The 21,321-nt window shown below is 69.8% G+C and carries 20 protein-coding genes and 1 riboswitch; of the genes, 8 read left to right on the top strand and 12 right to left on the bottom strand.

Features of this window, described 5'->3' with window-relative positions:
- Positions 1-76 precede the first annotated feature (76 nt).
- Positions 77-319 (top strand): hypothetical protein, encoded by a 243-nt coding sequence (locus ACZ3KP_RS08460; protein ID WP_207921714.1) that lies wholly within the window; start codon positions 77-79, stop codon positions 317-319.
- Here ACZ3KP_RS08460 and ACZ3KP_RS08455 read toward each other — a convergent pair.
- The 6 genes from ACZ3KP_RS08455 to ACZ3KP_RS08430 all read right to left on the bottom strand — a co-directional run bounded on the left by ACZ3KP_RS08455 (position 232) and on the right by ACZ3KP_RS08430 (position 7,281).
- Positions 232-1,239, bottom strand: a complete 1,008-nt coding sequence (locus ACZ3KP_RS08455) for a ribonucleotide-diphosphate reductase subunit beta (protein ID WP_358981447.1) — start codon at positions 1,237-1,239, stop codon at positions 232-234. The two genes, ACZ3KP_RS08460 and ACZ3KP_RS08455, sit on opposite strands and share 88 nt — an antisense overlap.
- The gene (locus ACZ3KP_RS08450; protein WP_467497510.1) at positions 1,239-3,602 is read right to left on the bottom strand and encodes a ribonucleoside-diphosphate reductase subunit alpha; all 2,364 of its coding nucleotides are present in this window, start codon (positions 3,600-3,602) and stop codon (positions 1,239-1,241) included. The genes ACZ3KP_RS08455 and ACZ3KP_RS08450 overlap by 1 nt, the downstream gene beginning before the upstream one ends.
- Positions 3,603-3,729: 127 nt before the next feature.
- A riboswitch (cobalamin riboswitch) is annotated at positions 3,730-3,854 on the bottom strand.
- Positions 3,855-3,906: 52 nt separating this feature from the next.
- On the bottom strand, positions 3,907-4,413 hold the full coding sequence (locus ACZ3KP_RS08445; protein WP_467497508.1) for a GNAT family N-acetyltransferase: 507 nt from the start codon (positions 4,411-4,413) through the stop codon (positions 3,907-3,909).
- 84 nt (positions 4,414-4,497) lie between these two features.
- The gene (mctP, locus tag ACZ3KP_RS08440) at positions 4,498-6,126 is read right to left on the bottom strand and encodes a monocarboxylate uptake permease MctP (RefSeq protein ID WP_467497506.1); all 1,629 of its coding nucleotides are present in this window, start codon (positions 6,124-6,126) and stop codon (positions 4,498-4,500) included.
- Complete coding sequence (locus ACZ3KP_RS08435; protein ID WP_467497504.1) at positions 6,123-6,392, bottom strand: DUF3311 domain-containing protein; 270 nt, start codon at positions 6,390-6,392, stop codon at positions 6,123-6,125. Before ACZ3KP_RS08435 ends, mctP begins: the two co-directional genes overlap by 4 nt.
- Positions 6,393-6,516: 124 nt before the next feature.
- The gene (locus tag ACZ3KP_RS08430; protein ID WP_132888780.1) at positions 6,517-7,281 is read right to left on the bottom strand and encodes a GntR family transcriptional regulator; all 765 of its coding nucleotides are present in this window, start codon (positions 7,279-7,281) and stop codon (positions 6,517-6,519) included.
- Positions 7,282-7,640: 359 nt separating this feature from the next.
- Here ACZ3KP_RS08430 and ACZ3KP_RS08425 point away from each other — a divergent pair, with 359 nt between their 5' ends.
- The 4 genes from ACZ3KP_RS08425 to ACZ3KP_RS08410 all read left to right on the top strand — a co-directional run bounded on the left by ACZ3KP_RS08425 (position 7,641) and on the right by ACZ3KP_RS08410 (position 12,440).
- Positions 7,641-8,927, top strand: coding sequence for an extracellular solute-binding protein (locus tag ACZ3KP_RS08425; protein ID WP_467497502.1), 1,287 nt, complete (start codon positions 7,641-7,643; stop codon positions 8,925-8,927).
- 178 nt (positions 8,928-9,105) lie between these two features.
- Complete coding sequence (locus ACZ3KP_RS08420; RefSeq protein WP_467497500.1) at positions 9,106-10,092, top strand: carbohydrate ABC transporter permease; 987 nt, start codon at positions 9,106-9,108, stop codon at positions 10,090-10,092.
- The gene (locus tag ACZ3KP_RS08415) at positions 10,089-10,928 is read left to right on the top strand and encodes a carbohydrate ABC transporter permease (protein ID WP_467497498.1); all 840 of its coding nucleotides are present in this window, start codon (positions 10,089-10,091) and stop codon (positions 10,926-10,928) included. Before ACZ3KP_RS08420 ends, ACZ3KP_RS08415 begins: the two co-directional genes overlap by 4 nt.
- Before the next feature lie 9 nt (positions 10,929-10,937).
- Complete coding sequence (locus ACZ3KP_RS08410) at positions 10,938-12,440, top strand: glycoside hydrolase family 3 protein (protein ID WP_467497496.1); 1,503 nt, start codon at positions 10,938-10,940, stop codon at positions 12,438-12,440.
- Positions 12,441-12,536: 96 nt separating this feature from the next.
- Here the strand turns inward: ACZ3KP_RS08410 and nagB are convergent, their stop codons facing one another.
- Positions 12,537-13,322: a glucosamine-6-phosphate deaminase gene (gene nagB, locus ACZ3KP_RS08405; RefSeq protein WP_467497494.1), complete on the bottom strand. Its 786-nt coding sequence runs from the start codon at positions 13,320-13,322 to the stop codon at positions 12,537-12,539.
- Between the two features lie 512 nt (positions 13,323-13,834).
- Between nagB and ACZ3KP_RS08400 the strand changes: the two genes are divergently transcribed.
- Positions 13,835-15,301 (top strand): sensor histidine kinase, encoded by a 1,467-nt coding sequence (locus tag ACZ3KP_RS08400; protein ID WP_360561097.1) that lies wholly within the window; start codon positions 13,835-13,837, stop codon positions 15,299-15,301.
- 166 nt (positions 15,302-15,467) lie between these two features.
- On the opposite strand, the gene ACZ3KP_RS08395 is transcribed toward ACZ3KP_RS08400, so the two are convergent.
- Entirely contained in the window at positions 15,468-15,725 is a 258-nt protein-coding gene (locus tag ACZ3KP_RS08395; RefSeq protein ID WP_006142322.1) for a WhiB family transcriptional regulator, read from the bottom strand.
- A 319-nt stretch (positions 15,726-16,044) separates the two neighbouring features.
- A complete protein-coding gene (locus tag ACZ3KP_RS08390) occupies positions 16,045-17,013 on the bottom strand; it encodes a diacylglycerol/lipid kinase family protein (RefSeq protein ID WP_467497492.1) in 969 nt (322 codons plus the stop codon).
- 118 nt (positions 17,014-17,131) lie between these two features.
- Here ACZ3KP_RS08390 and ACZ3KP_RS08385 point away from each other — a divergent pair, with 118 nt between their 5' ends.
- Entirely contained in the window at positions 17,132-17,572 is a 441-nt protein-coding gene (locus ACZ3KP_RS08385; RefSeq protein WP_467497490.1) for a hypothetical protein, read from the top strand.
- Positions 17,573-17,598: 26 nt separating this feature from the next.
- On the opposite strand, the gene ACZ3KP_RS08380 is transcribed toward ACZ3KP_RS08385, so the two are convergent.
- From ACZ3KP_RS08380 to ACZ3KP_RS08370, 3 genes are all read right to left on the bottom strand, one after another.
- Positions 17,599-18,672, bottom strand: a complete 1,074-nt coding sequence (locus tag ACZ3KP_RS08380; protein ID WP_467497488.1) for an RNA polymerase sigma factor SigF — start codon at positions 18,670-18,672, stop codon at positions 17,599-17,601.
- A 17-nt stretch (positions 18,673-18,689) separates the two neighbouring features.
- Positions 18,690-19,103 carry an ATP-binding protein gene (locus tag ACZ3KP_RS08375; protein WP_004925829.1) on the bottom strand — a complete coding sequence of 138 codons (414 nt, stop codon included), beginning with the start codon at positions 19,101-19,103 and terminating at the stop codon, positions 18,690-18,692.
- Positions 19,104-19,374: 271 nt separating this feature from the next.
- On the bottom strand, positions 19,375-19,635 hold the full coding sequence (locus ACZ3KP_RS08370) for a UBP-type zinc finger domain-containing protein (protein ID WP_132888790.1): 261 nt from the start codon (positions 19,633-19,635) through the stop codon (positions 19,375-19,377).
- Between the two features lie 61 nt (positions 19,636-19,696).
- Here ACZ3KP_RS08370 and ACZ3KP_RS08365 point away from each other — a divergent pair, with 61 nt between their 5' ends.
- Positions 19,697-21,292 carry a Na+/H+ antiporter gene (locus tag ACZ3KP_RS08365; RefSeq protein ID WP_467497486.1) on the top strand — a complete coding sequence of 532 codons (1,596 nt, stop codon included), beginning with the start codon at positions 19,697-19,699 and terminating at the stop codon, positions 21,290-21,292.
- Positions 21,293-21,321 lie beyond the last annotated feature (29 nt).

Genomic DNA, 21,321 nt, shown 5'->3' with positions numbered 1-21,321 from the left:
CCGCTGGCAGTAATTCGAGGGTGCCTGGCAGTGCTGCCACTCACGGTAAGGAGTATCCGGCGCGACAGTGGTGTCCATGAACGGAAACCAGATCGAAGGTCTCGTCGGAATGCTCCTGGTCCTCGGCATCCTGGTCCTCATGGCCCTCCCGTCCGTGCTCGGCGTCCTGCGCGACAGGCGCGTCGACCGGCAGATCAGGGAGGCCCACGAGGACCGCGGGGCGCGGCGGCCTCAGAAGTCCTCGTCCAGGTCGACGGTGCCCTCCACCGCCACCTGGTACGCGGACGGACGCCGCTCGAAGAAGTTCGTCAGCTCCTGAACGCCCTGCAGCTCCATGAAGGAGAACGGGTTCTCCGAACCGTACACCGGGGCGAAGCCGAGGCGGCCGAGGCGCTGGTCGGCGACGCACTCCAGGTACTGGCGCATCGAGTCGGTGTTCATGCCCGGCAGGCCGTCACCGCACAGGTCACGCGCGAACTGCAGCTCCGCCTCGACGGCCTCCCGCAGCATGTCGGTGACCTGCTGCCGCAGTTCGTCGTCGAAGAGCTCCGGCTCCTCCTTGCGGACGGTGTCGACCACGTCGAACGCGAAGCTCATGTGCATCGTCTCGTCGCGGAACACCCAGTTGGTGCCCGTGGCGAGACCGTGCAGCAGACCCCGGCTGCGGAACCAGTAGACGTACGCGAAGGCGCCGTAGAAGAACAGGCCCTCGATGCACGCGGCGAAGCAGATCAGGTTGAGCAGGAAGCGCCGGCGGTCGGCCTGGGACTCCAGCCGGTCCAGGTTCTCCACCGAGTCCATCCACTTGAAGCAGAACTCCGCCTTCTCCCGGATCGAGGGGATGTTCTCGACCGCCGCGAAGGCCGCCGCGCGGTCCTCCGGGTCGGGCAGGTAGGTGTCGAGGAGCGTCAGGTAGAACTGGACGTGCACGGCCTCCTCGAACAGCTGCCGGCTCAGGTAGAGCCGCGCCTCGGGGGAGTTGATGTGCTTGTAGAGCGTCAGCACCAGGTTGTTCGCCACGATCGAGTCGCCGGTCGCGAAGAAGGCGACCAGCCGGCCGATGAGGTGCTGCTCGGACGGGCTGAGCTTCGCGAGGTCGGCGACGTCCGAGTGGAGGTCGACCTCCTCCACCGTCCAGGTGTTCTTGATGGCGTCCCGGTAGCGCTCGTAGAAGTCCGGGTAGCGCATCGGGCGGAGCGTGAGCTCGAAGCCGGGGTCGAGAAGGTTCTTGCTGGACATCACTGGCAGGCCTCGCAGGACTCGGGGTTTTCCAGGGAGCAGGCGACGGCGTCTTCGGGGGCCGCCTGCTGGACGGGCACGGCGGCCCGGGCGGCGCGGGCGATCCGGGTCGCCGGGCGCGAACGCAGGTAGTACGTCGTCTTCAGCCCGGACTTCCAGGCGTAGGCGTACATCGAGGAGAGCTTGCCGATGGTCGGCGTCTCCAGGAACAGGTTCAGGGACTGGGCCTGGTCCAGGTACGGGGTGCGGGCGGCGGCCATGTCGATCAGGCCGCGCTGCGGGATCTCCCACGCCGTGCGGTACAGGCGTCGCACCTCCTCGGGGATCCAGGCGAAGTCCTGTACCGAGCCGTTCGCCTCGCGCAGCGCCTCCCGGGTCCGGGCGTCCCAGACACCCAGGTCCTTCAGCTCCCGCACCAGGTACGAGTTGACCTGGAGGAACTCACCGGACAGCGTCTCGCGCTTGAACAGGTTCGAGACCTGCGGCTCGATGCACTCGTAGACCCCCGCGATCGAGGCGATGGTCGCGGTGGGCGCGATGGCCAGGAGCAGGCTGTTGCGCATCCCGGTCTCGGCGATCCGCGCGCGCAGCGCCGCCCAGCGCTCCGGCCAGGTGAACTCGACGCCGTAGTGGTCGGGGTGCAGCACGCCCCGCGCGGTGCGGGTCTTCTCCCAGGCGGGCAGCGGTCCGTTGCGCTCGGCCAGGTCGGCGGAGGCCTCGTACGCGGCGAGCATGATCCGCTCGGCGATCCGGGTGGAGAGGGCCTTGGCCTCGGGGGAGTCGAAGGGCAGCCGCAGCTTGAAGAAGACGTCCTGGAGACCCATGGCGCCCAGGCCCACCGGCCGCCACCGGGCGTTGGACCGGCCCGCCTGCTCTGTCGGGTAGAAGTTGATGTCGACGACGCGGTCCAGGAAGGTCACCGCGGTGCGGACCGTCCCGTCCAGCCGTTCCCAGTCGATGTCACCGGTCGCCGGGTCGACGAACGCCCCGAGGTTGACGGAGCCCAGGTTGCAGACCGCCGTCTCGCCGTCGTCCGTGACCTCCAGGATCTCCGTGCAGAGGTTGGAGGAGTGCACGACGTGGCCGGGGGTCGCCGTCTGGTTGGCGGTGCGGTTGGCCGCGTCCTTGAACGTCATCCAGCCGTTGCCGGTCTGCGCGAGGGTGCGCATCATCCGGCCGTACAGGTCACGGGCCGGGATGGTCCGCTGCGCGAGTCCGGCGGCCTCGGCCCTGCGGTAGGCGGCGTCGAACTCCGCGCCCCACAGGTCCACCAGCTCCGGCACGTCGGCGGGGGAGAACAGGGACCACGGCTCGTCGGCGTTCACCCGGCGCATGAACTCGTCCGGGACCCAGTGCGCGAGGTTGAGGTTGTGCGTGCGGCGGGCGTCCTCACCGGTGTTGTCCCGCAGCTCCAGGAACTCCTCGATGTCGGAGTGCCAGGTCTCCAGGTAGACCGCGGCCGCACCCTTGCGCCGGCCGCCCTGGTTCACGGCGGCGACCGAGGCGTCCAGGGTCTTCAGGAACGGCACGATGCCGTTGGAGTGCCCGTTGGTGCCGCGGATCAGCGAACCGCGGCTGCGGATCCGGGAGTACGACAGCCCGATGCCACCGGCGTGCTTGGAGAGCCGGGCGACCTGGTGGTAGCGGTCGTAGATGGAGTCCAGCTCGTCCTTCGGGGAGTCGAGGAGGTAGCAGGACGACATCTGGGGGTGCCGGGTGCCGGAGTTGAAGAGGGTGGGGGAGGACGGGAGGTAGTCGAGGCGGCTCATGAGCCCGTAGAGCGCGGCGACCTCGTCCAGGGCGCGGGAGGTGTTGTCCTCGGCCAGTCCCGCGGCGACCCGGAGCATGAAGTGCTGGGGGGTCTCGATGACCTTGCGCGTGATCGGGTGCCGGAGCAGGTAGCGGCTGTGCAGGGTGCGCAGGCCGAAGTAGCCGAAGCGGTCGTCGGCGGCGGGGTCGACCAGTGCGTCCAGGCGCGCCGCGTGCAGCCGCGCGAACTCCGCGGTGCGGTCGGCGATGAGGCCCTCGCGGTGCCCCACCGCGACGGACTCGGTGAAGGACGTCACGCCCTGCGAGGCGGCCTCGGCCCGGATGGAGACGGTGAGCAGGCGGGCCGCCAGCCGCGAGTAGGCGGGGTCCTCGGAGATCAGACCGGCGGCGGCCTCGGTGGCCAGCTCGCGCAACTCCGACTCGTCGGCCCGCGCGGACCGGCCGCGCAGCGCGGCGGCGGCGACCCGGCCGGGGTCGGTGTCCGGGAGGTCGGCGGTCAGCTCGGTCAGGATCCGCAGCAGGGCCGTTCCGGGACCGTCGGTCTCCGGGACGGTCGTGGTCGCTGAAGCCGGTTCGGCTGGCGCGATGGTCACGTGGGGCTCTCCCTCGCTCGGCACGGGGCCTGGCGGAGGGCAGCGGGCAGCGCGAGCGCGCGCGGGCGCGCCTCGGAGACCCTGGCCCACTCCACGAGGCCCGGACGTCGAAACGCCCTGACCGGGTTGGCCGGGCGTGCTGTCGGCAGGTCCTCGGACTGACTCTCGTACGCGGATGCGCACAAGTACACCGTTGCGGGACAGTTCCGGATTCGCACCGGATTCCCCTGCGGCGACAGCGAGCATGAGCATACATCTAGTGCCGGGTCGTCACGGCACCCCCAGATGTTGTGTCGCGCCGGTGTCAGAGCGTCAACTCGTAGGTGAGGAGAGTGACGTCGTCCAGGTGCGGCACGGGATTCCAGTCCCGGTCCGGTGTCCGGACGAAGCTGAGGCGTTCGTAGAGCCGGTGGGCGGTGTGCATGCTCCGCTGGCTCGACAGGACGACGGCCACGCAGCCCTCCGTGACCCGCGCCCGCTCCAGGCACGCGCGCACGAGGGCCTCGCCGGCTCCCTGGCCGCGGGCTTCGTGCGCGACCGCGAGGGCCCTGATCTCGGCCTCGCCGGGGCGGGCGAGGTCGGCGACCGGGCCTGGCCCGGGGACGAAGGTGACGCCGCCGAGGAGGCGGTCGCCCCGCACGGCGACGAGCACCTCCGCGGCCGCGGCCCGGCCGGCCACGTCCTTCAGCACGGGCAGGTACTCGTCGTTCTCCCCGTAGTCGAGGAGACCGTCCAGGAGGTAGGCCCGGGCGGTGAGGTCGCCGAGGGGTTCGTGTTCGGTGGGAAGCGCTTGCCGGATGACGATGTCCATGCGGGGGAGTATGGACGACAGCGGGCCGCCGAAGTGGTGCCGTCGGCGGCCCGCCGTGGGTGTACGGGGTGTTCGCGCGGCGTCCTAGTGGGCGCTTCCCGCGACGGCCGGGGGGAGTTCGACTTCCACGCCCGGGTCGCCCGCGTCCGCCGTGTAGTCCTCCGCCTTCGTCTCGTCGATGCCCTCCGGGGCCTTCAGGGCCCGCAGGGCGAAGGTCAGGACCACCGTGACCACCACGTTCAGCACGAACGCCGTGAGGCCGATGTAACCGATCTCGCCGATGCCCGGGATCTCCTTGGCCGAGCCGCCGAAGTGCTTCTGGGTGGGGGAGGCGACGCCGTACGCCGCGGCCGTGCCGTAGACCATGCCGACCGCCCAGCCCGCGAGCAGGGCCCAGCGGTGGAACCAGCGGGTGAACAGGCCGCCCACCAACGCCGGGAAGGTCTGCAGGATCCAGATGCCGCCCAGCAGCTGGAAGTTGATGGCGACCGTCTTGTCCATGGTGAGGACGAAGACCAGCGCGCCCACCTTCACCAGCAGGGACACCAGCTTGGAGACCTGGGCCTCCTGCTTCGGTGTGGCGTCCGGCTTGATGAAGTCCCGGTAGATGTTGCGGGTGAACAGGTTCGCGGCCGCGATGGACATGATGGCCGCCGGGACCAGGGCGCCGATGCCGATCGCCGCGAAGGCCACCCCCGCGAACCAGTCCGGGAACACGTTCTCGAACAGCTGCGGGATCGCCAGCTGGCCGTTGGTGACCTTGACACCGGCCGCGACGGCCATGAAGCCGAGCAGCGCCAGCAGGCCCAGCATCAGGGAGTACAGCGGCAGGATCGTGGTGTTGCGGCGGATCACGTCACGGCTCTTGGAGGAGAGCGTCGCGGTGATCGAGTGCGGGTACATGAACAGGGCGAGCGCGGAGCCCAACGCCAGCGTGGCGTAGGTCCATTGGCTCGCCTCCGGCGGTGCCAGCGCGCCGCGCGGCTTGCCGGTCGCCGGGTTGGTCTGGGCGAACGCGTGGGCCGCCTTGGCGAAGATGTCGTCGAAGCCGCCCAGCTTGATCGGGATGTAGATGATCGCCACCGCGATGACGAGGTAGATCAGCCCGTCCTTCACGAACGCGATGAGCGCGGGGGCGCGCAGGCCGGAGGAGTAGGTGTAGGCCGCCAGCACGCCGAAGGCGATGAGCAACGGCAGGTCCTTGACGAACCAGTTGGTGCCGTCGCTGCCGCCGACGCCCATCACGTCGAGCACCGCCTGGATGCCGACGAGCTGCAGCGCGATGTACGGCATCGTCGCCAGGATGCCGGTCAGCGCGACGGCCAGCGAGAGGCCCTTGGAGCCGAAGCGGCCGCGCACGAAGTCCGAGGTCGTCACGTAACCGTGCTTGTGGGAGACCGACCACAGGCGCGGCAGGAACGTGAAGATCAGCGGGTAGACCAGGATCGTGTACGGCACGGCGAAGAAGCCGGCCGCGCCCGCCGCGTAGACCGCCGCGGGTACGGCGACGAAGGTGTACGCCGTGTAGAGGTCGCCGCCCAGCAGGAACCAGGTGACCCAGGTCCCGAACGACCGGCCGCCCAGGCCCCATTCGTCGAGGCTGTGCTCGTTCTCGGCCTTGCGCCAGCGCGCGGCCAGGAATCCCATGACCGTGACGGCCAGGAAGAAGAAGACGAAGACGCCGAGCGCGACGCCGTTCACACCGTCCTTCACCGCTGCGCACCCCCGCTCGGGTGACCGGCCCTGCGGGCACGCTGGTCACGCTGCCACAGCTGGTACGCCGTCATGGTGAGCGCGGTGGAGACCAGCACCCACAGCATCTGGTACCAGTAGAAGAACGGGATCCCGATGAACGTCGGGTCTGTCCTGGCGTAGGAGCCCACCCACAACATCGCCACGAAGGGCGCGACGAGACAGACGGCGATGACCACGCGTACAGGTGTCACCACCGGCTGCCTCACTTCAGGTACATCCGACATTCCGCGGCTCCGTCCCCTCACCGTTCGCCTGTGTAATGCGCAGGCAATCTAGGTCACGGCGTCACCGGAGCGGAAGTAGCCGTCCGGCCTCTCGGTATGTCGATTCCGTGAAGGGTCGTGCCGGTCAGTCCTGCGGGCGCTTGAGGCGGGCCACGAACTTGTAGCGGTCGCCGCGGTAGACCGACCGCACCCACTCCACCGGCTGGCCCTCGCGGTCCAGGGAGTGCCGGGAGAGCATCAGCATCGGCAGGCCGACGTCGGTGCCGAGCAGGCCTGCCTCGCGCGGGGTCGCCAGCGAGGTCTCGATGGTCTCCTCGGCCTCCGCGAGACGGACGTCGTACACCTCGGCGAGGGCGGTGTACAGGGACGTGTACTTGACGAGGGAGCGGCGCAGGGCCGGGAAGCGCTTCGCGCTCAGGTGCGTGGTCTCGATCGCCATCGGCTCGCCGTTGGCCATGCGCAGCCGCTCGATGCGCAGCACCCGGCCGCCCGCGCTTATGTCGAGCAGGCCGGCCAGCCGGTCGTCGGCCGTGATGTAGCCGATGTCCAGCAGCTGCGAGGTCGGTTCCAGACCCTGGGCGCGCATGTCCTCGGTGTACGAGGTGAGCTGGAGCGCCTGGGAGACCTTCGGCTTGGCGACGAAGGTGCCCTTGCCCTGGATGCGTTCGAGACGGCCCTCGACGACCAGCTCCTGGAGGGCCTGGCGGACGGTGGTGCGGGAGGTGTCGAACTCGGCGGCCAGGGTGCGCTCGGGCGGCACCGGGGTGCCGGGTGCCTGGGTCTCGGTGATGTCGAGGAGGTGCTTCTTCAGGCGGTAGTACTTGGGCACGCGCGCGGTACGGACGGCTGTCCCGCTCTCGTTCTCCGCACTGCTGACGTCGGTGCTCATGCTCCGCCTTCCCGGCTCCTGATGCGGCTCGCCTCGTGGCACGGCAGCGTACCGGGATTCGCCCTGCACGCTGCGTGATCCCCTCTGTATACCGTCGCGGGCTCTTCTGGTCTAGTCCACCACCCGAGTGGTCTACCGGAATTGTCTCGTCCGCGCCGCGGGTTTTCGAGGGCTTCTTACTTAAAGGTTCTTGCATATGTAGGTCGCATAACGGCTGGTGGGAGCCCATTCGGCCACCCTTGACAGGCCTGGTGGTCTGGGCCAAGCTTCCCGCACTGGTCTACACCATTGGTCCAGGTCCCGGCCCAACGCTCGCGCGGGGAGGCAGGGGGGTTTGTGGCATCCCTGAGGAGGGTGGCGTGAAGCGCAAGCTGATAGCCGCGATGGGTATCGCGGGCATGGTCTTCTCCGTAGCGGCGTGTGGCAGTGACAACAAGGGCGACAACAAGTCCCAGGGCTCGGACGCCAAGGAACTGACCGTCTGGCTCACGGTGGACGCGCAGAACAACTGGCCGGAGCTGGTGAAGGCCGCCGACGCCGCCGTACAGAAGAAGCACCCCGGCATCAAGATCAAGCACGAGTACTACGGCTGGCCCGACAAGAACACCAAGCTGGACGCCGTCCTCGCCACGGACAAGGCCCCCGACGTGGTCGAGATGGGCAACACCGAGATGCTCGGCTACATGGTCAAGGGCGCCTTCGCCCCCGTCGACACCGCCCAGTTCAGCAACTCCGGCCAGTGGCTGGACGGCCTCAAGGCCTCGGTGACCTACGACGGCAAGACCTACGGCGTGCCCTACTACGCCGGTGGCCGCGTCGCCAACTGGCGCAAGGACATCGCCGCCTCGGCCGGCGTCAAGACCACCCCGAAGACCTACACCGAGCTGACCGCCGACCTGGACAAGATCCAGAAGAAGGAGGGCGACAAGTTCAGCGCCTGGTACCAGCCCACCCGCGACTGGTACGCGGCCATGTCCTTCGTCTACGACGCGGGCGGCTCCATCGCCGTGCAGTCCGGCGGCCAGTGGAAGGGCAACCTCTCCTCCCCGGAGTCCCTCAAGGGTCTCGGCGAGTTCAAGAACGTCATCGACAAGTACATGCACGGTGACAAGACCAAGGACGAGTCCGACCGGTACATCGTCTACGGCCAGGGCAAGTCGGCGATGATCTTCGGCGCGGCCTGGGAGGGCGCCACCGCGGCCGACCCGAAGAACGACAAGACCGGCGGCAAGCTGAAGAACAACCTCGTCAACTTCGTGATGCCAGGCCCGTCCGGCAAGAACATGCCGGTCTTCCTGGGCGGCTCCGACCTCGCCATCCCGGTGAAGTCCAAGGCCCAGGGCGTCGCCGCCGAGTGGATCAACGCGTTCACCGGTCCCGCCGGCCAGAAGGGCCTGATGGCCAAGGGCAACCTGCCCAACAACAAGACCGACCTCGCGACGCTGAAGAACGACCCGGCGACCGCGGTGCCCGCCGAGGCGGCCGCGTCCAACTGGTTCGTGCCGATGGCGCCGGGCTGGGGGCAGGTCGAGAAGGCCCAGGTCCTGCAGAACATGCTGCAGAACATCGGGACCGGCAAGCAGTCGGTGGAGGCCGCCGCCAAGGCCGCGGACGCCGCGATCGACAAGGTCATCAACACCAAGTAGTCGGACTGCGGCCGGGCCTGGGCGACGGGGGCAGGTCCGGCCCGACAGGTGACACCAGGAAGTGCCGCGACGGGTCGACGGGTCGGTGCCGGTGCGTTGTGGCTGGTCGCGCAGTTCCCCGCGCCCCTGTGGGGCGCGTTGCTGCGGGCCTCTCTCGAAACTGCTTGAGGAGCGCGCGATGAGTGCGGCTGATACGACCACCCCTGCCACAGTGCCGCAGCGGCGGCAGGCGCCACCGCCCAGTACCCCGGTCAGACCCCGCGCGAACCGGCGTTCCGGCGGGCCCGCCGTCCCCTGGCTGCTGCTGGCGCCCAGTCTCGCCATTCTCGCGCTCGTCCTCGGCTACCCCTTCTACCGGCTGGTCACCCTCTCCTTCCAGGAGTTCGGGCAGTCCCAGCTGTGGGGGTTCAAGCCCGCCGAGTGGGTCGGGTTCGGGAACTTCTCCCAGGTCCTCGGCGACACCGAGTTCTGGCAGGTCGTGCTGCGCACGATCGTCTTCGCGGTCGGCTGCGTGGTCTTCACCATGGTCGTCGGCATGCTCATCGCCCTGCTGCTGCAGAAGGTCTCCGGCTGGGTGAAGACCCTGGTCAACATCGTGCTCGTGGCCAGCTGGGGCATGCCGGTCATCGTCGCCACCACGCTCTTCAAGTGGCTCTTCGACTCGGACTACGGCATCCTCAACGCCCTGCTCAGCAAGCTCCCGGGCGTGCAGATGATCGGCCACAACTGGTTCGCCAGCGGCCCCCAGGGACTGGCCGTGCTCATGCTGCTGGTCGTCTGGGGCGCGGTCCCCTTCGTGGTCATCACGCTGAGCGCCGGCCTCACCCAGGTCCCCAAGGAACTCGAGGAGGCGGCCCGCCTGGACGGCGCCGGCGCCTGGGGCGTCTTCCGCTACGTCACCCTGCCCGTCCTCAAACCGATCATCGTGATGCTCACGACGCTCTCGGTCATCTGGGACATGGGCGTCTTCCCGCAGGTGTTCGTGATGCGCGGCGGCCACCCCGAACCCGAGTTCCAGCTGCTGACGACCTACTCCTACGACCGCGCCTTCGTGGTCAACGACTACGGACAGGGCTCCGCGATCGCCCTGCTCACCGTGCTCCTCCTGCTCGGTGTCGTCGCCGTGTACATGCGCCAGATGCTGAAGATCGGAGAGGTCGAATGAGCACCGTCGCCACCCCCCGCAAGGGGACCCGCTGGGGCTGGAACATCCTCGGCCTCCTCGTCTTCGTCACCGCCGGCTTCCCCGTCTACTGGATGCTCAACACGGCGTTCAAGCCCGCGAAGGACGCCATCGACCCGGACCCGAGCCTGCTGCCCACCGGCATCACCCTGGCCAACTTCCGCCGCGCACTGGACATCGCCGACTTCTGGGGACCGGTGGGCCGCAGCCTCGTCGTCTCGCTCTCCGTCGTCGCGATCGGCATGGTCATCGGCCTGCTCGCCGCCCTCGCGATCTCCCGGTTCGCCTTCCGCGGCCGCAAGATCGTGATCGTCGGCATCCTCGCGGTCCAGATGGTCCCGCTGGTCGCCATGATCATCCCGGTCTTCCTGCTCCTCAACGACCTGGACCAGTACGACAAGCTCAGCGGCCTGATCATCACCTACCTGACCTTCATCCTGCCGTTCACGGTGTGGACCCTGCGCGGCTTCATCGTCAACATCCCGAAGGAGCTGGAGGAGGCCGCCATGGTCGACGGCTGCTCCCGCACCGGCGCCTTCATCCGCGTGGTCTTCCCCCTCCTCGCCCCCGGCATGGTCGCCACCTCGGTCTACGCCTTCATCCAGGCCTGGAACGAGTACCTGTACGCCCTGATGCTGCTCAGCCAGGAGCACCAGACCGCGACCGTGTGGCTCGCCAACTTCACCACCAAGCACGGCACCGAATACGCCCCGATGATGGCCGGCTCCACCATGATGGCCGTGCCGATCGTCGTCCTCTTCCTCCTCGTCCAGCGCAAGATGGCCGCGGGTCTCACCGCGGGCGCCGTGAAGGGATAACCCCATCCGATGACGACATTCGCCAGCGGTACGGCCGCGTCCAACGCGAAGGACGGCGTCACGCGCGACGCGCTGACCGTCCTGCAGCCCGGCTTCACCGGCACCGCCGCCCCCGACTGGCTGCTGCGCCGGCTCGGTGAGGGCCTCGCCTCCGTGGGCCTGTTCGGCCGCAACATCGAGTCGGCCGAACAGCTCGCCGCGCTCACCGCCCGGTTGCGGGCCGAACGGGACGACGTCCTGGTGGCCGTCGACGAGGAGGCCGGTGACGTCACCCGCCTGGAGGTGCGCACCGGCTCCTCCTTCCCCGGCAACCACGCCCTCGGCGCCGTCGACGACCCGGAGCTGACCCGCCAGGTCGCCCTCGAACTGGGCCGCCGCCTGGCCGCCTGCGGGGTGAACCTCGACTGGGCACCGTCCGCCGACGTCAACTCCGACCCGGCCAACCCCGTGATCGGCGTCCGCTCCTTCGGCGCCGACCAGGACCTGGTCGCCCGCCACACGGCCGCCTACGTCACCGGCCTCCAGGCGGCCGGGGTCGCGGCCTGCACCAAGCACTTCCCGGGCCACGGCGACACCGCCGTCGACTCCCACCACGCCATGCCCCGCATCGACGCGGCCGCCGACGTCCTCGACGCCCGCGAACTGGTCCCGTTCCGCGCGGCCATCGCGGCCGGCACCCGTGCCGTGATGAGCGCGCACATCCTGGTCCCCGCGCTGGACCCGGCCCGCCCGGCGACGCTGTCCCGCACCATCCTCACCGACCTGCTGCGCGGCGAACTCGGCTATGAGGGCCTGATCGTCACCGACGGCATGGAGATGCAGGCCATCTCCGCGACCTACGGCATCGAACACGGCAGCGTCCTGGCCATCGCCGCGGGCGCCGACGCGATCTGCGTGGGCGGCGGCCTCTCGGACGAGGCGACGGTGCGCAGGCTGCGTGACGCCCTGGTCGCCGCGGTCCGCTCCGGGGAACTGCCGGAGGAACGCCTGGCCGACGCGGCGCGGCGGGTACGGGCCCTGGCCCGCTGGACGGCGACGACGAAACCGGCGCCCGCGGACCCCGCGCTCACCGACATCGGCTTGGTGGCGGCCCGGCGCGCGCTGCATGTGACGCGCGTCGACTCCGGCGCCCCGCTGACCGCGGCCCCCTTCGTCGCCTCCTTCGCCCCGGTGGCGAACATCGCGGTGGGCACGGAGACCCCCTGGGGCGTGGGCGCCGAACTGACCCGGCTGCTGCCCGGCACCGAGACCGGCGCCTTCACCGGCGAGGACGCGGGCGAGCAGGCCCTGGCAGCGGCGGGGGACCGCCGGATCGTCGCCGTGGTCCGCGACGAACACCGCCACCCGTGGATGGGCCGCGCCCTGGACGTCCTGCTCAGGACCCGCCCGGACACGATCGTGGTGGAAATGGGCGTCCCCCAGGCTCCCCCGAGGGGCGCCCTCCACATCGCCACCCACGGAGCGGCAAGAGTGTGCGGCACCGCAGCGGCAGAGGCGATGGCACCCCGTTAGCTGGAGCGCCCCGTCAGGGGCGCGGGGCTGTATCGATGTGCGGCTCCGCCGCGTGGCGCGACCAGCCCCCACGCCCGCGTACGTGACGCACGACCGTTAGATCCCCTGCCACGACGGCTTGTTGTCAAAGGTGTACCGGAAGTAGTCCGCGTGCTTCAGCTTGGACGCGGCGCCCTCGTCGACCACAACCGTCGCATGCGGATGCAGCTGCAGCGCCGACGCGGGACACACCGCGGCCAGCGGCCCCTCCACGGTCGCCGCGACCGCGTCGGCCTTGCCCTCTCCGACGGCGAGCAGCACCAGGTGCCGTGCCTCCAGGATCGTCCCGATGCCCTGGGTGATCACGTGGTGCGGCACCTGCTCGACGTCCCCGTCGAAGAACCGGGCGTTGTCGAAGCGGGTCTGCTCGGTGAGCGTCTTGATCCGGGTGCGGGAGGCCAGCGAGGAGCACGGCTCGTTGAACCCGATGTGCCCGTCGGTGCCGATCCCGAGCAGCTGCAGGTCCACGCCACCGGCCTGCGCCAGCGCCGCGTCGTACGCCGCGCAGGCGGCCCGCACGTCGGCGGCGGTGCCGTCGGGTCCCAGGAACGCCTCCATCGGGATCCCCAGCGGCTCCAGCACCTCGCGCCGCAGCACCGAGCGGTACGACTCCGGATGCTCGGCCGGCAGCCCCACGTACTCGTCGAGCTGGGCTATCCGCGCCCGGGACGTGTCGACCGCACCGGCCCGCACCTTCGCCGTGAGGGCCTGGTAGACGGGCAGCGGCGTCGAGCCGGTGGCCACCCCGAGCAACGCGTCGGGCTTGCGCCGCAGCAACTGCGCCATGGCCTCGGCGATCAGCTCGCCACCCGCCGCGGCGTCCGGAACGATGACAACTTCCACGCTGGCCTGCCGTTCTGAAGGGGTCTTGAGGGTCTCCACGGCTCTGTGGTTTAGACCAATCTAATGGGACTAATCTTACAGAACCAGCCCCTGTCGGCGCGGGTCGGGCGCCGACGGGAAAACTTGTCCCGGCCATCCGTCCCCACGACCGACTCCGGCGGGCTAGGCTGCGATCGGATCAACTGTGAACAGTCTCCAACGCATGGACACACAGGGTGGTCTAGTCCACAATTGCGTACGAGGGCTGGACGTGCGGCGCGTCGACGCGGCCGTACCACACAGCCACACCGCTTCCGTCCTCCCCGCACAGGAGGACGGACCGAGGAACCGGCGCTCTCTGCCCTGACTGCCCCGGGTCCTCACCTTCGGCCGACCGGGACCGCACACCCCACGGCCGTTGCTGCTCCGGGCTGCGGTGCCGGGAGGGTTGAGGGTCCCTCTCAGGCGCCGCGGCCCGCGGGTGTTTTTAGGCCACGAACAGACCGGCGGGTACGCTCGCAGACGTGCCCTCCATGAACGAACTGGTCCGCCAGCACACCGCCCTCGGCGACTCCGACCTCGAGTGGCTCCATCTGCTGGTCTCGGAGTGGCAGCTGCTCTCCGACCTCTCCTTCGCCGACCTGGTCCTCTGGGTCCCCACCCGGGACGGCACCCGTTACGTCTCGGTGGCGCAGATGCGCCCCAACACCGGCCCCACCTCCTACCAGGACGACATGGTCGGCCACTTGGTCCCGCGCGGACGGCGGCCCATGCTGGACATCGCCCTGGACGAGGGGCGCATCGTCCGCGAGGGCGACCCGGAGTGGCGTGAAGAGGTCCCTGTACGGGTCGAGTCCATCCCGGTACGGCGCGAGGGCCGGGTGCTCGGGGTGATCGCCCGCAACACCAACCTGCTGACCGTGCGCACCCCGAGCCGCCTGGAGCTGACCTACCTCCAGAGCGCCTCGGACCTGGCGCAGATGATCGCTGCCGGATCGTTTCCCTTCGCCAACCAGCAGGTCGACATGGACGCCTCCCCGCGCGTCGGCGACGGCCTGATCCGGGTGGACGCGGACGGGGTCGTCCAGTACGCCTCTCCGAACGCGCTCTCCGCATACCACCGCCTCGGCCTCGCCGCCGACCTGCTCGGCCACCACCTGGGCCAGACCACGGCGGAACTCGCCCCGACCAAGGGACCGGTGGACGAGGCGCTCGCCAAGGTCGCCAGCGGCTGGGCGCCGCGCGAGTTCGAGATCGAGTCCGACGACGGGGTGATCCAGTTCCGGGCGATCCCGCTCAAGCCCAAGGGCACCCGCATCGGTTCGCTGGTGCTGCTCCGGGACGTCACCGAACTGCGGCGCCGAGAACGGGAACTGATCACCAAGGACGCCACCATCCGGGAGATCCACCACCGGGTGAAGAACAACCTCCAGACGGTCGCCGCCCTGCTGCGCCTCCAGGCCCGGCGCATCGAGTCGGAGCGCGGCCGGGAGGCCCTGGAGGAGGCCGTGCGGCGAGTCGGCTCGATCGCCATCGTCCATGAGACGCTGTCTCAGAACCTGGACGAGCGGGTCGAGTTCGACGAGATCGCCGACCGGGTGCTGGCGATGGTCGCCGAGATCTCGCCGGGCAAGGTCACCGGCCGCCGCACCGGCCGCTTCGGAATACTCGACGCCGAGGTCGCCACCCCGCTGTCGATGGTTCTCACCGAAATCCTGCAGAACGCCCTGGAACACGGCTTCCGCGAGGGCGACACCGGCACGGTCGAGGTGACGGCGGTACGCGGCGGCACCACCAAGGAGGCCCGTCTGCTGGTCACCGTCCAGGACGACGGCGTCGGCCTGCCCGAGGGCTTCGACCCGCACCGCTCGGGCAACCTCGGTCTGCAGATCGTACGCACGCTGGTGGAGGGCGAGTTGGGCGGCACCTTCGACATGGTGCCGGCGCCGGAGCGGGGGACCCGGGTGATCCTGGACGTGCCCGTGCGGGCGCAGAAGTAGGCCGGTTCGGGGTGGACAGCAAAGAGCCCCGGACCTGGTGGATCCGGGGCTGTTCGCTCGTTGCTGCTCTTGAGCGCATCGGGGGTACTGCGCGCTGCGGCTCGGGGGCGGGAGATGCGTACTCGCTGTACGCGCCGCCAAGCTCAGGCTAGCGGGGTGGGTAGGATCAGGCGGAGGCCTGACGAGCCCGGTTGCGGGCGGCACGGCGCTTCATCGCGCGACGCTCGTCCTCGCTGAGACCACCCCAGACGCCGGAGTCCTGGCCGGACTCGAGCGCCCACTGCAGACACTGGTCCATCACAGGACAGCGACGGCAGACGGCCTTGGCTTCCTCGATCTGCAGCAGCGCAGGACCAGTGTTGCCGATGGGGAAGAAGAGCTCGGGGTCTTCCTCGCGGCAAACGGCGTTGTGACGCCAGTCCATGGCTGCTACCTCTCCTTGGTATTACATGCACGTTGCTTGTGAATGTGAACGCTTTCACGAATCCCTCAACAAGTGAAGGGCCGACCGCCAGGTTCCCTGGCAGGGGTCCTGTGAGTTGAAGGGGGATTCCGGTGATCAGGGACGCCGGTGTTGCGGGCCGTCCCGACCGCCACGTAGAGCCTCGCAAACCTCAGCGGCGGATACAACCCCTTCCGGAAAGTTTTTTTTGATTCCTCGGTGTCGACTGGGTCACAGCCGTACTTCCATGGGGTGGACCCTGGCCTAAACGTTCGAGTGAAAGGACTTTGGCCCGTTCCGCTCACACAATCACACGCAGTGCGCGGCGTACGCCTGTGAACGTCACGCTCGTACGCAGTCCTAGGTGGTCGCCGTCCATCTGAAGGGGGAGGGGGACCTTCGAATGCAAGGTGAACTGGTCCAGGTCGTGCAGCGACACCGCATGCCTGCCATGGGGTCCGCGCTCGGGGGACGAAGTGAGCAACTGTGTGCCATACCGGGCGGCCGCGGCCGACGACAGGCGGGTGAGGCCGAGGACGTCGATGCCTTTATCGAACGAGGCCTTAGGCGACGTGTACATCGGGCGATTGCCGAGATACGTCCAGGGCGAGGTGTTCGAGACTATGGCCACGACCAGATCCTTGACAGGGTCGGTCCCGGGCCTTTCCAGCGTGATCGGGCCATGCCGGCGGTGCTGCTCACCGAGGAACTGGCGGATCACCTGCCGTACGTACAGCGCGTGCGTCGACTTCTTGCCGCGTTCGCGCTGCTGCTCGACCCGGCCGACCACGCCGGCGTCGAAACCCAGCCCCGCGTTGAAGGTGAACCAGCGGGCCGGGACCGCCTCGTCCTCGGTGCCCGGGGTGCCGGCGGCCAGTCCCAGGCCGACAAGGCGCTCGCGCTTCTCGCGGAGCGCGTCCAGCAGGTCGCCGGTGGCCTCGACCGGATCGTTGGGCAGACCCAGGGCGCGGGCGAAGACGTTGGTGGAGCCGCCGGGAACCACGGCGAGACCGGGCAGCCGGTCCGGGTCGGGGCCGCCGTGCAGCAGGCCGTTGACCACCTCGTTGACCGTGCCGTCGCCGCCGAGCGCCACGACGAGGTCGATGTCGTCGCTGTCCGCCGCCTGCCGGGCCAGGTCGCGGGCGTGACCGCGGTACTCGGTGGTGACCGCCTCCAGCTTCACCTCGCTCGCCAGCGCGTGGATCAGGACATCGCGCCTACGTGCGCTTGTGGTGGTTGCTGCCGGATTGACCACGAGAAGTGCACGCATGGATTGCAGCGTACCTACTGGAAAGTACCGGGCCCAGACCGAGTTGAGGATCGGGTAAGAGAAAGGCGCGTGAGCCTCGACACTCGGGCCTGTCCGGGCCGCGGGCTACCCTTCTGGGGTGAGCGATGCGTCTACGGCCGTGAAGGCCGACGGAACCGAAGGCCCCCGTCCGCGGCGGCTGACGTACGCCGCTGCGCTGGCCGGGCTCGAAGGGCTCGCGCTGGTGGCCGGCGGGGTGTGGATGCTCGTGCTCGGGGTAACCGGCTCACCGGACGACCGGGGCCAGGCGGTCACCGGTGGTGTCACCGTGATCGTGCTGGCGCTGCTGCCGTTGCTCGCCGCGCGCGGGCTGCTGCTGCGCAAGAGCTGGAGCCGGGGCCCGGCGGTGATCACGCAGATCATGGCGCTGCCGGTGGCCTACAACCTGCTGCAGGCCGACAGCGTGGCGATTCCGGTGGGGATCGCCCTGGCCGTGGTGGCCGTGGCCGCCCTGGTGCTGCTGGTGAACTCCGCCACCACCCAGGCCCTCGGCATCAAGGGGCCCGGGCGCAGTAGCTGAGCCGGGTGCCACGCGGGTGGCGCGGCCTACTCCTCCACCAGCAGCTTCTCCCGCAGCTGGGCCAGGGTTCGCGCCAGCAGCCGGGAGACATGCATCTGGGAGATGCCGACCTCCTGGGCGATCTGTGACTGGGTCATGTTGCCGAAGAAGCGGAGGAGAAGGATCCGCTTCTCCCGCGGCGGGAGGTCTTCCAGGAGGGGCTTGAGCGACTCCCGGTACTCGACGCCCTCCAGGGCTTCGTCCTCCGCGCCGAGGGTGTCGGCCACCGCCGGGGACTCGTCGTCGGTGTCGGGGACGTCCAGGGACAGGGTGGAGTAGGCGTTGGCCGACTCCAGGCCCTCCAGGACCTCCTCCTCCGAGATCGCCAGCTTCTCGGCCAGCTCGTGGACCGTGGGGGAGCGGCCGTGCTGCTGGGACAGCTCCGCCGTGGCGGTCGTGAGCGCGAGGCGCAGCTCCTGGAGACGGCGTGGTACCCGGACCGCCCAGCCCTTGTCGCGGAAGTGGCGCTTGATCTCGCCGACCACGGTCGGGGTGGCGTACGTGGAGAACTCCACGCCCCGGTCCGGGTCGAACCGGTCGACCGACTTGATCAGACCGATGGTGGCGACCTGGGTGAGGTCGTCCAGCGGCTCGCCGCGGTTGCGGAACCGGCGCGCCAGGTGCTCCACGAGCGGCAGGTGCATCCGGACCAGCTGGTTGCGCAGCTCCGCGTACTCGGCGCTGCCCTCCTTGAGCGCGCGCAGCTCGACGAACTTGGCGCGCGCACCGCTGCGGTCCTGAGGTTCGTGCCGGGATGCCTGCACCACCTCCGCGGCCAGCGCCTCGTCGTCGGCGTTTCGCTCGTGCTCGCTCATCGTCCCGCCCGTCGCCCTTCCGCGAGCCTTCGCCCCGGTCCGGTCCGGGGTCGCGACCCCGTTCCGCCCTTCCGGGGGCGCGCTCTGCACGGCACCCTCCGGACCGGGCCGCGCGGAGGGGTCCTCCGGATGCGGCCTGGCCTGTTCAGGGATGCCGTCGATGCCGTCAGCCATGCGGCGGGAACCGGCCTCGGGGCCTTCGCCCCCTGCCGACAGCCCCCGTGTGCCGCGCTCTTCGTCCCGCACCGGCCCGTCCCCGTTCCTCACGCCGGCCCGGGTCCCGCGCCGCGCTGTTTGTAGAGGCTGATCGACACGGTCTTGTCCTCGTCGACGGCCGACGAGACCTTGCCCGCCAGGGCCGAGAGCACGGTCCAGGCGAAAGTGTCGCGCGAAGGGGCGTGCCCGTCCGTGGTCGGGGCGGAGACCGTGACCTCCAGCGAGTCGTCGACGAGGCGGAAGACACAGCTGAGCACCGAGCCGGGAACGGCCTGCTGGAGCAGGATCGCGCAGGCCTCGTCCACCGCGATGCGCAGGTCCTCGATCTCGTCCAGGGTGAAGTCCAAGCGGGCGGCGAGACCGGCCGTGGCCGTGCGCAGCACCGACAGGTAGGCACCCGCAGCCGGCAGCCGGACTTCCACGAAGTCCTGGGTCGCGGGCTCGCCTGCGATCTGGGACACCCTCACCTCCATGGTGGTACAAGCTTCTCGGGGCCGAGGGTCGCCCCCCGGGGTAACGCACTACGTGGTTCAGCGGTGACGCTACCGCGCTCCGAACTTTTCTGTCCCCGGGACCCCGACCCCTGGCGTCACTCACAGTAAACCTGCGGATACGCTCCGTGTCTAGGGGTCCGCCTTGCCCAATTGGGAAGAGCGCGCGCCGGGTTGACGTACCCCGGCGTCGAACCGTCGAACCGTCGCCACGGCCGTGTTCAGCGGCCGTAGTGCAGTGTCACACGAGGACGTGGTCGACGAAGCACCAGCGCCAGTCCTCACCGGGCTCGAACGTCCGCATCACCGGGTGGCCGGAGGTCTCGTGGTGTCCCGTCGCGTGTCTTCCCGGTGACGAGTCGCAGCACGCCACGTGGCCACAGGTCAGACAGATCCGCAGCTGGACCGGGTGCCAGCCCTTCGCGAGACACTCGGGACAGGTCTCGTTCAGGGGGTCGGGTTCAGGGTGCGGCAGCGCGCCGGCATGCGTGCACTGTTTCATGATTGCCAGATTACGACGGGCGTGCGGGTGGCCGCGCGGAAAATGAGGGTGGGCGAGGATCATGGACGTGATGCCACTGCTGTTGCTGGTGGCGGGGAGCACGGTGATCGCGGCGGCCGCCCGGCGGACTCCCGTGCCCGCACCGCTGCTCCTGGTCGCGGTCGGTCTGGCGGTGTCGTACGTCCCCGGCGTGCCGGACTACACCCTCGACCCGGAGGTCGTCCTCCCGCTGCTGCTGCCCCCGCTCCTGTACACCTCGGCGTCCGACAGCTCCTACCTCGATCTGCGGGCCCAGATGAGACCGGTCGCGCTGCTCTCGGTCGGATACGTCCTCTTCGCCACCGTCGTGGTCGGCTGGGCGGTGTACCTGCTCGTGCCCGGCATGCCGCTGCCCGCGGCGCTCGTGCTGGGCGCGGTGGTGGCCCCGCCGGACGCGGTGGCGGCGACCGCGGTGGCCCGCCGGGTGGGGCTCCCGTCCCGCATCACGACGATCCTCCAGGGCGAGTCCCTGCTCAACGACGCCACCGCGATCACGGCGTACAAGGTCGCCCTCGGCGCCGCCGTCGGCGCGGGCGCGACCTGGGCCGGGGGCATCGAGGAGTTCCTGCTCGCGGCGGTCGGCGGCGTCGGCGTCGGCCTGCTCCTCATGGCGCCGCTGCACTGGCTGCGCACCCGTCTGAAGGAGCCGCTGCTCCAGAACACGCTCTCGCTGCTCATCCCCTTCGTGGCCTACGGCGTCGCGGAGCAGCTGCACGCCTCCGGTGTCCTCGCCGTCGTGGTGGTCGCCCTCTACCTCGGCCACCGCGCGTGGGAGGTCGACTTCGCCACCCGCCTCCAGGAGGAGGCGGTCTGGAAGATGGTCGCGTTCATCCTCGAATCGGCGGTCTTCGCGCTGATCGGCCTGCAACTCCCGATCGTCCTGCGGGGCCTCGGCCAGTACGAGGGCGCCGAGGCCGTCTGGTACGCCGTGGTCGTCTTCCTGGTCGTCGTGGCCGCCCGCTTCGCCTGGTGCTACCCGGCGACCTTCCTGCCTCGGATGTTCTCCGCGCGGATCAGGGAACGCGAGTCCAACCCCACCTGGAAGGGGGCGATGGTGACGTCCTGGGCCGGGATGCGCGGGGTGGTCTCGCTCGCCATCGCCTTCTCGATCCCTGACACCGTGCACGGCGGCGGTGCCTTCCCGCACCGCAACCTGGTCCTCTTCCTGACCTTCACCACCGTGATCGGCACCCTGGTGGTGCAGGGGCTGACCCTGCCGCCGCTGATCCGTCGGCTGCGCTTCCCCGGCCGCGACCCGCAGGCCGAGACCCTCGCCGAGGCCAACGCCCAGGCGCAGGCCTCCCGCGCGGCCGAGGCCCGCCTCGACGAACTGCTCACCGACGACCGCAACCAGCTGCCGCCCCCGCTCGCCGACCGTCTCCGCATCGTCCTGGAGCGCCGCCGCAACGCCGTCTGGGAGCGCCTCGGCCAGACCAACCCCGTCACCGGCGAGACGGTCGACGACACCTACCGCCGCCTCTCCCGCGAGATGATCGGCTCCGAACGCGACGTGTTCGTCCGCCTCCGCGACCACCGCTACATCGACGACGAGATGCTGCGCACCCTGCTGCGCCGGCTGGACCTGGAGGAGGCGGCGGTCTACCGGGAGGCGGGCTGAGCCGCCGCGGGCGCCCCGCCCGGCGGCGG

The organism is Streptomyces sp. NPDC020958 (genome assembly GCF_055562175.1).
This window is presented reverse-complemented; position numbering and strand designations above follow the sequence as displayed.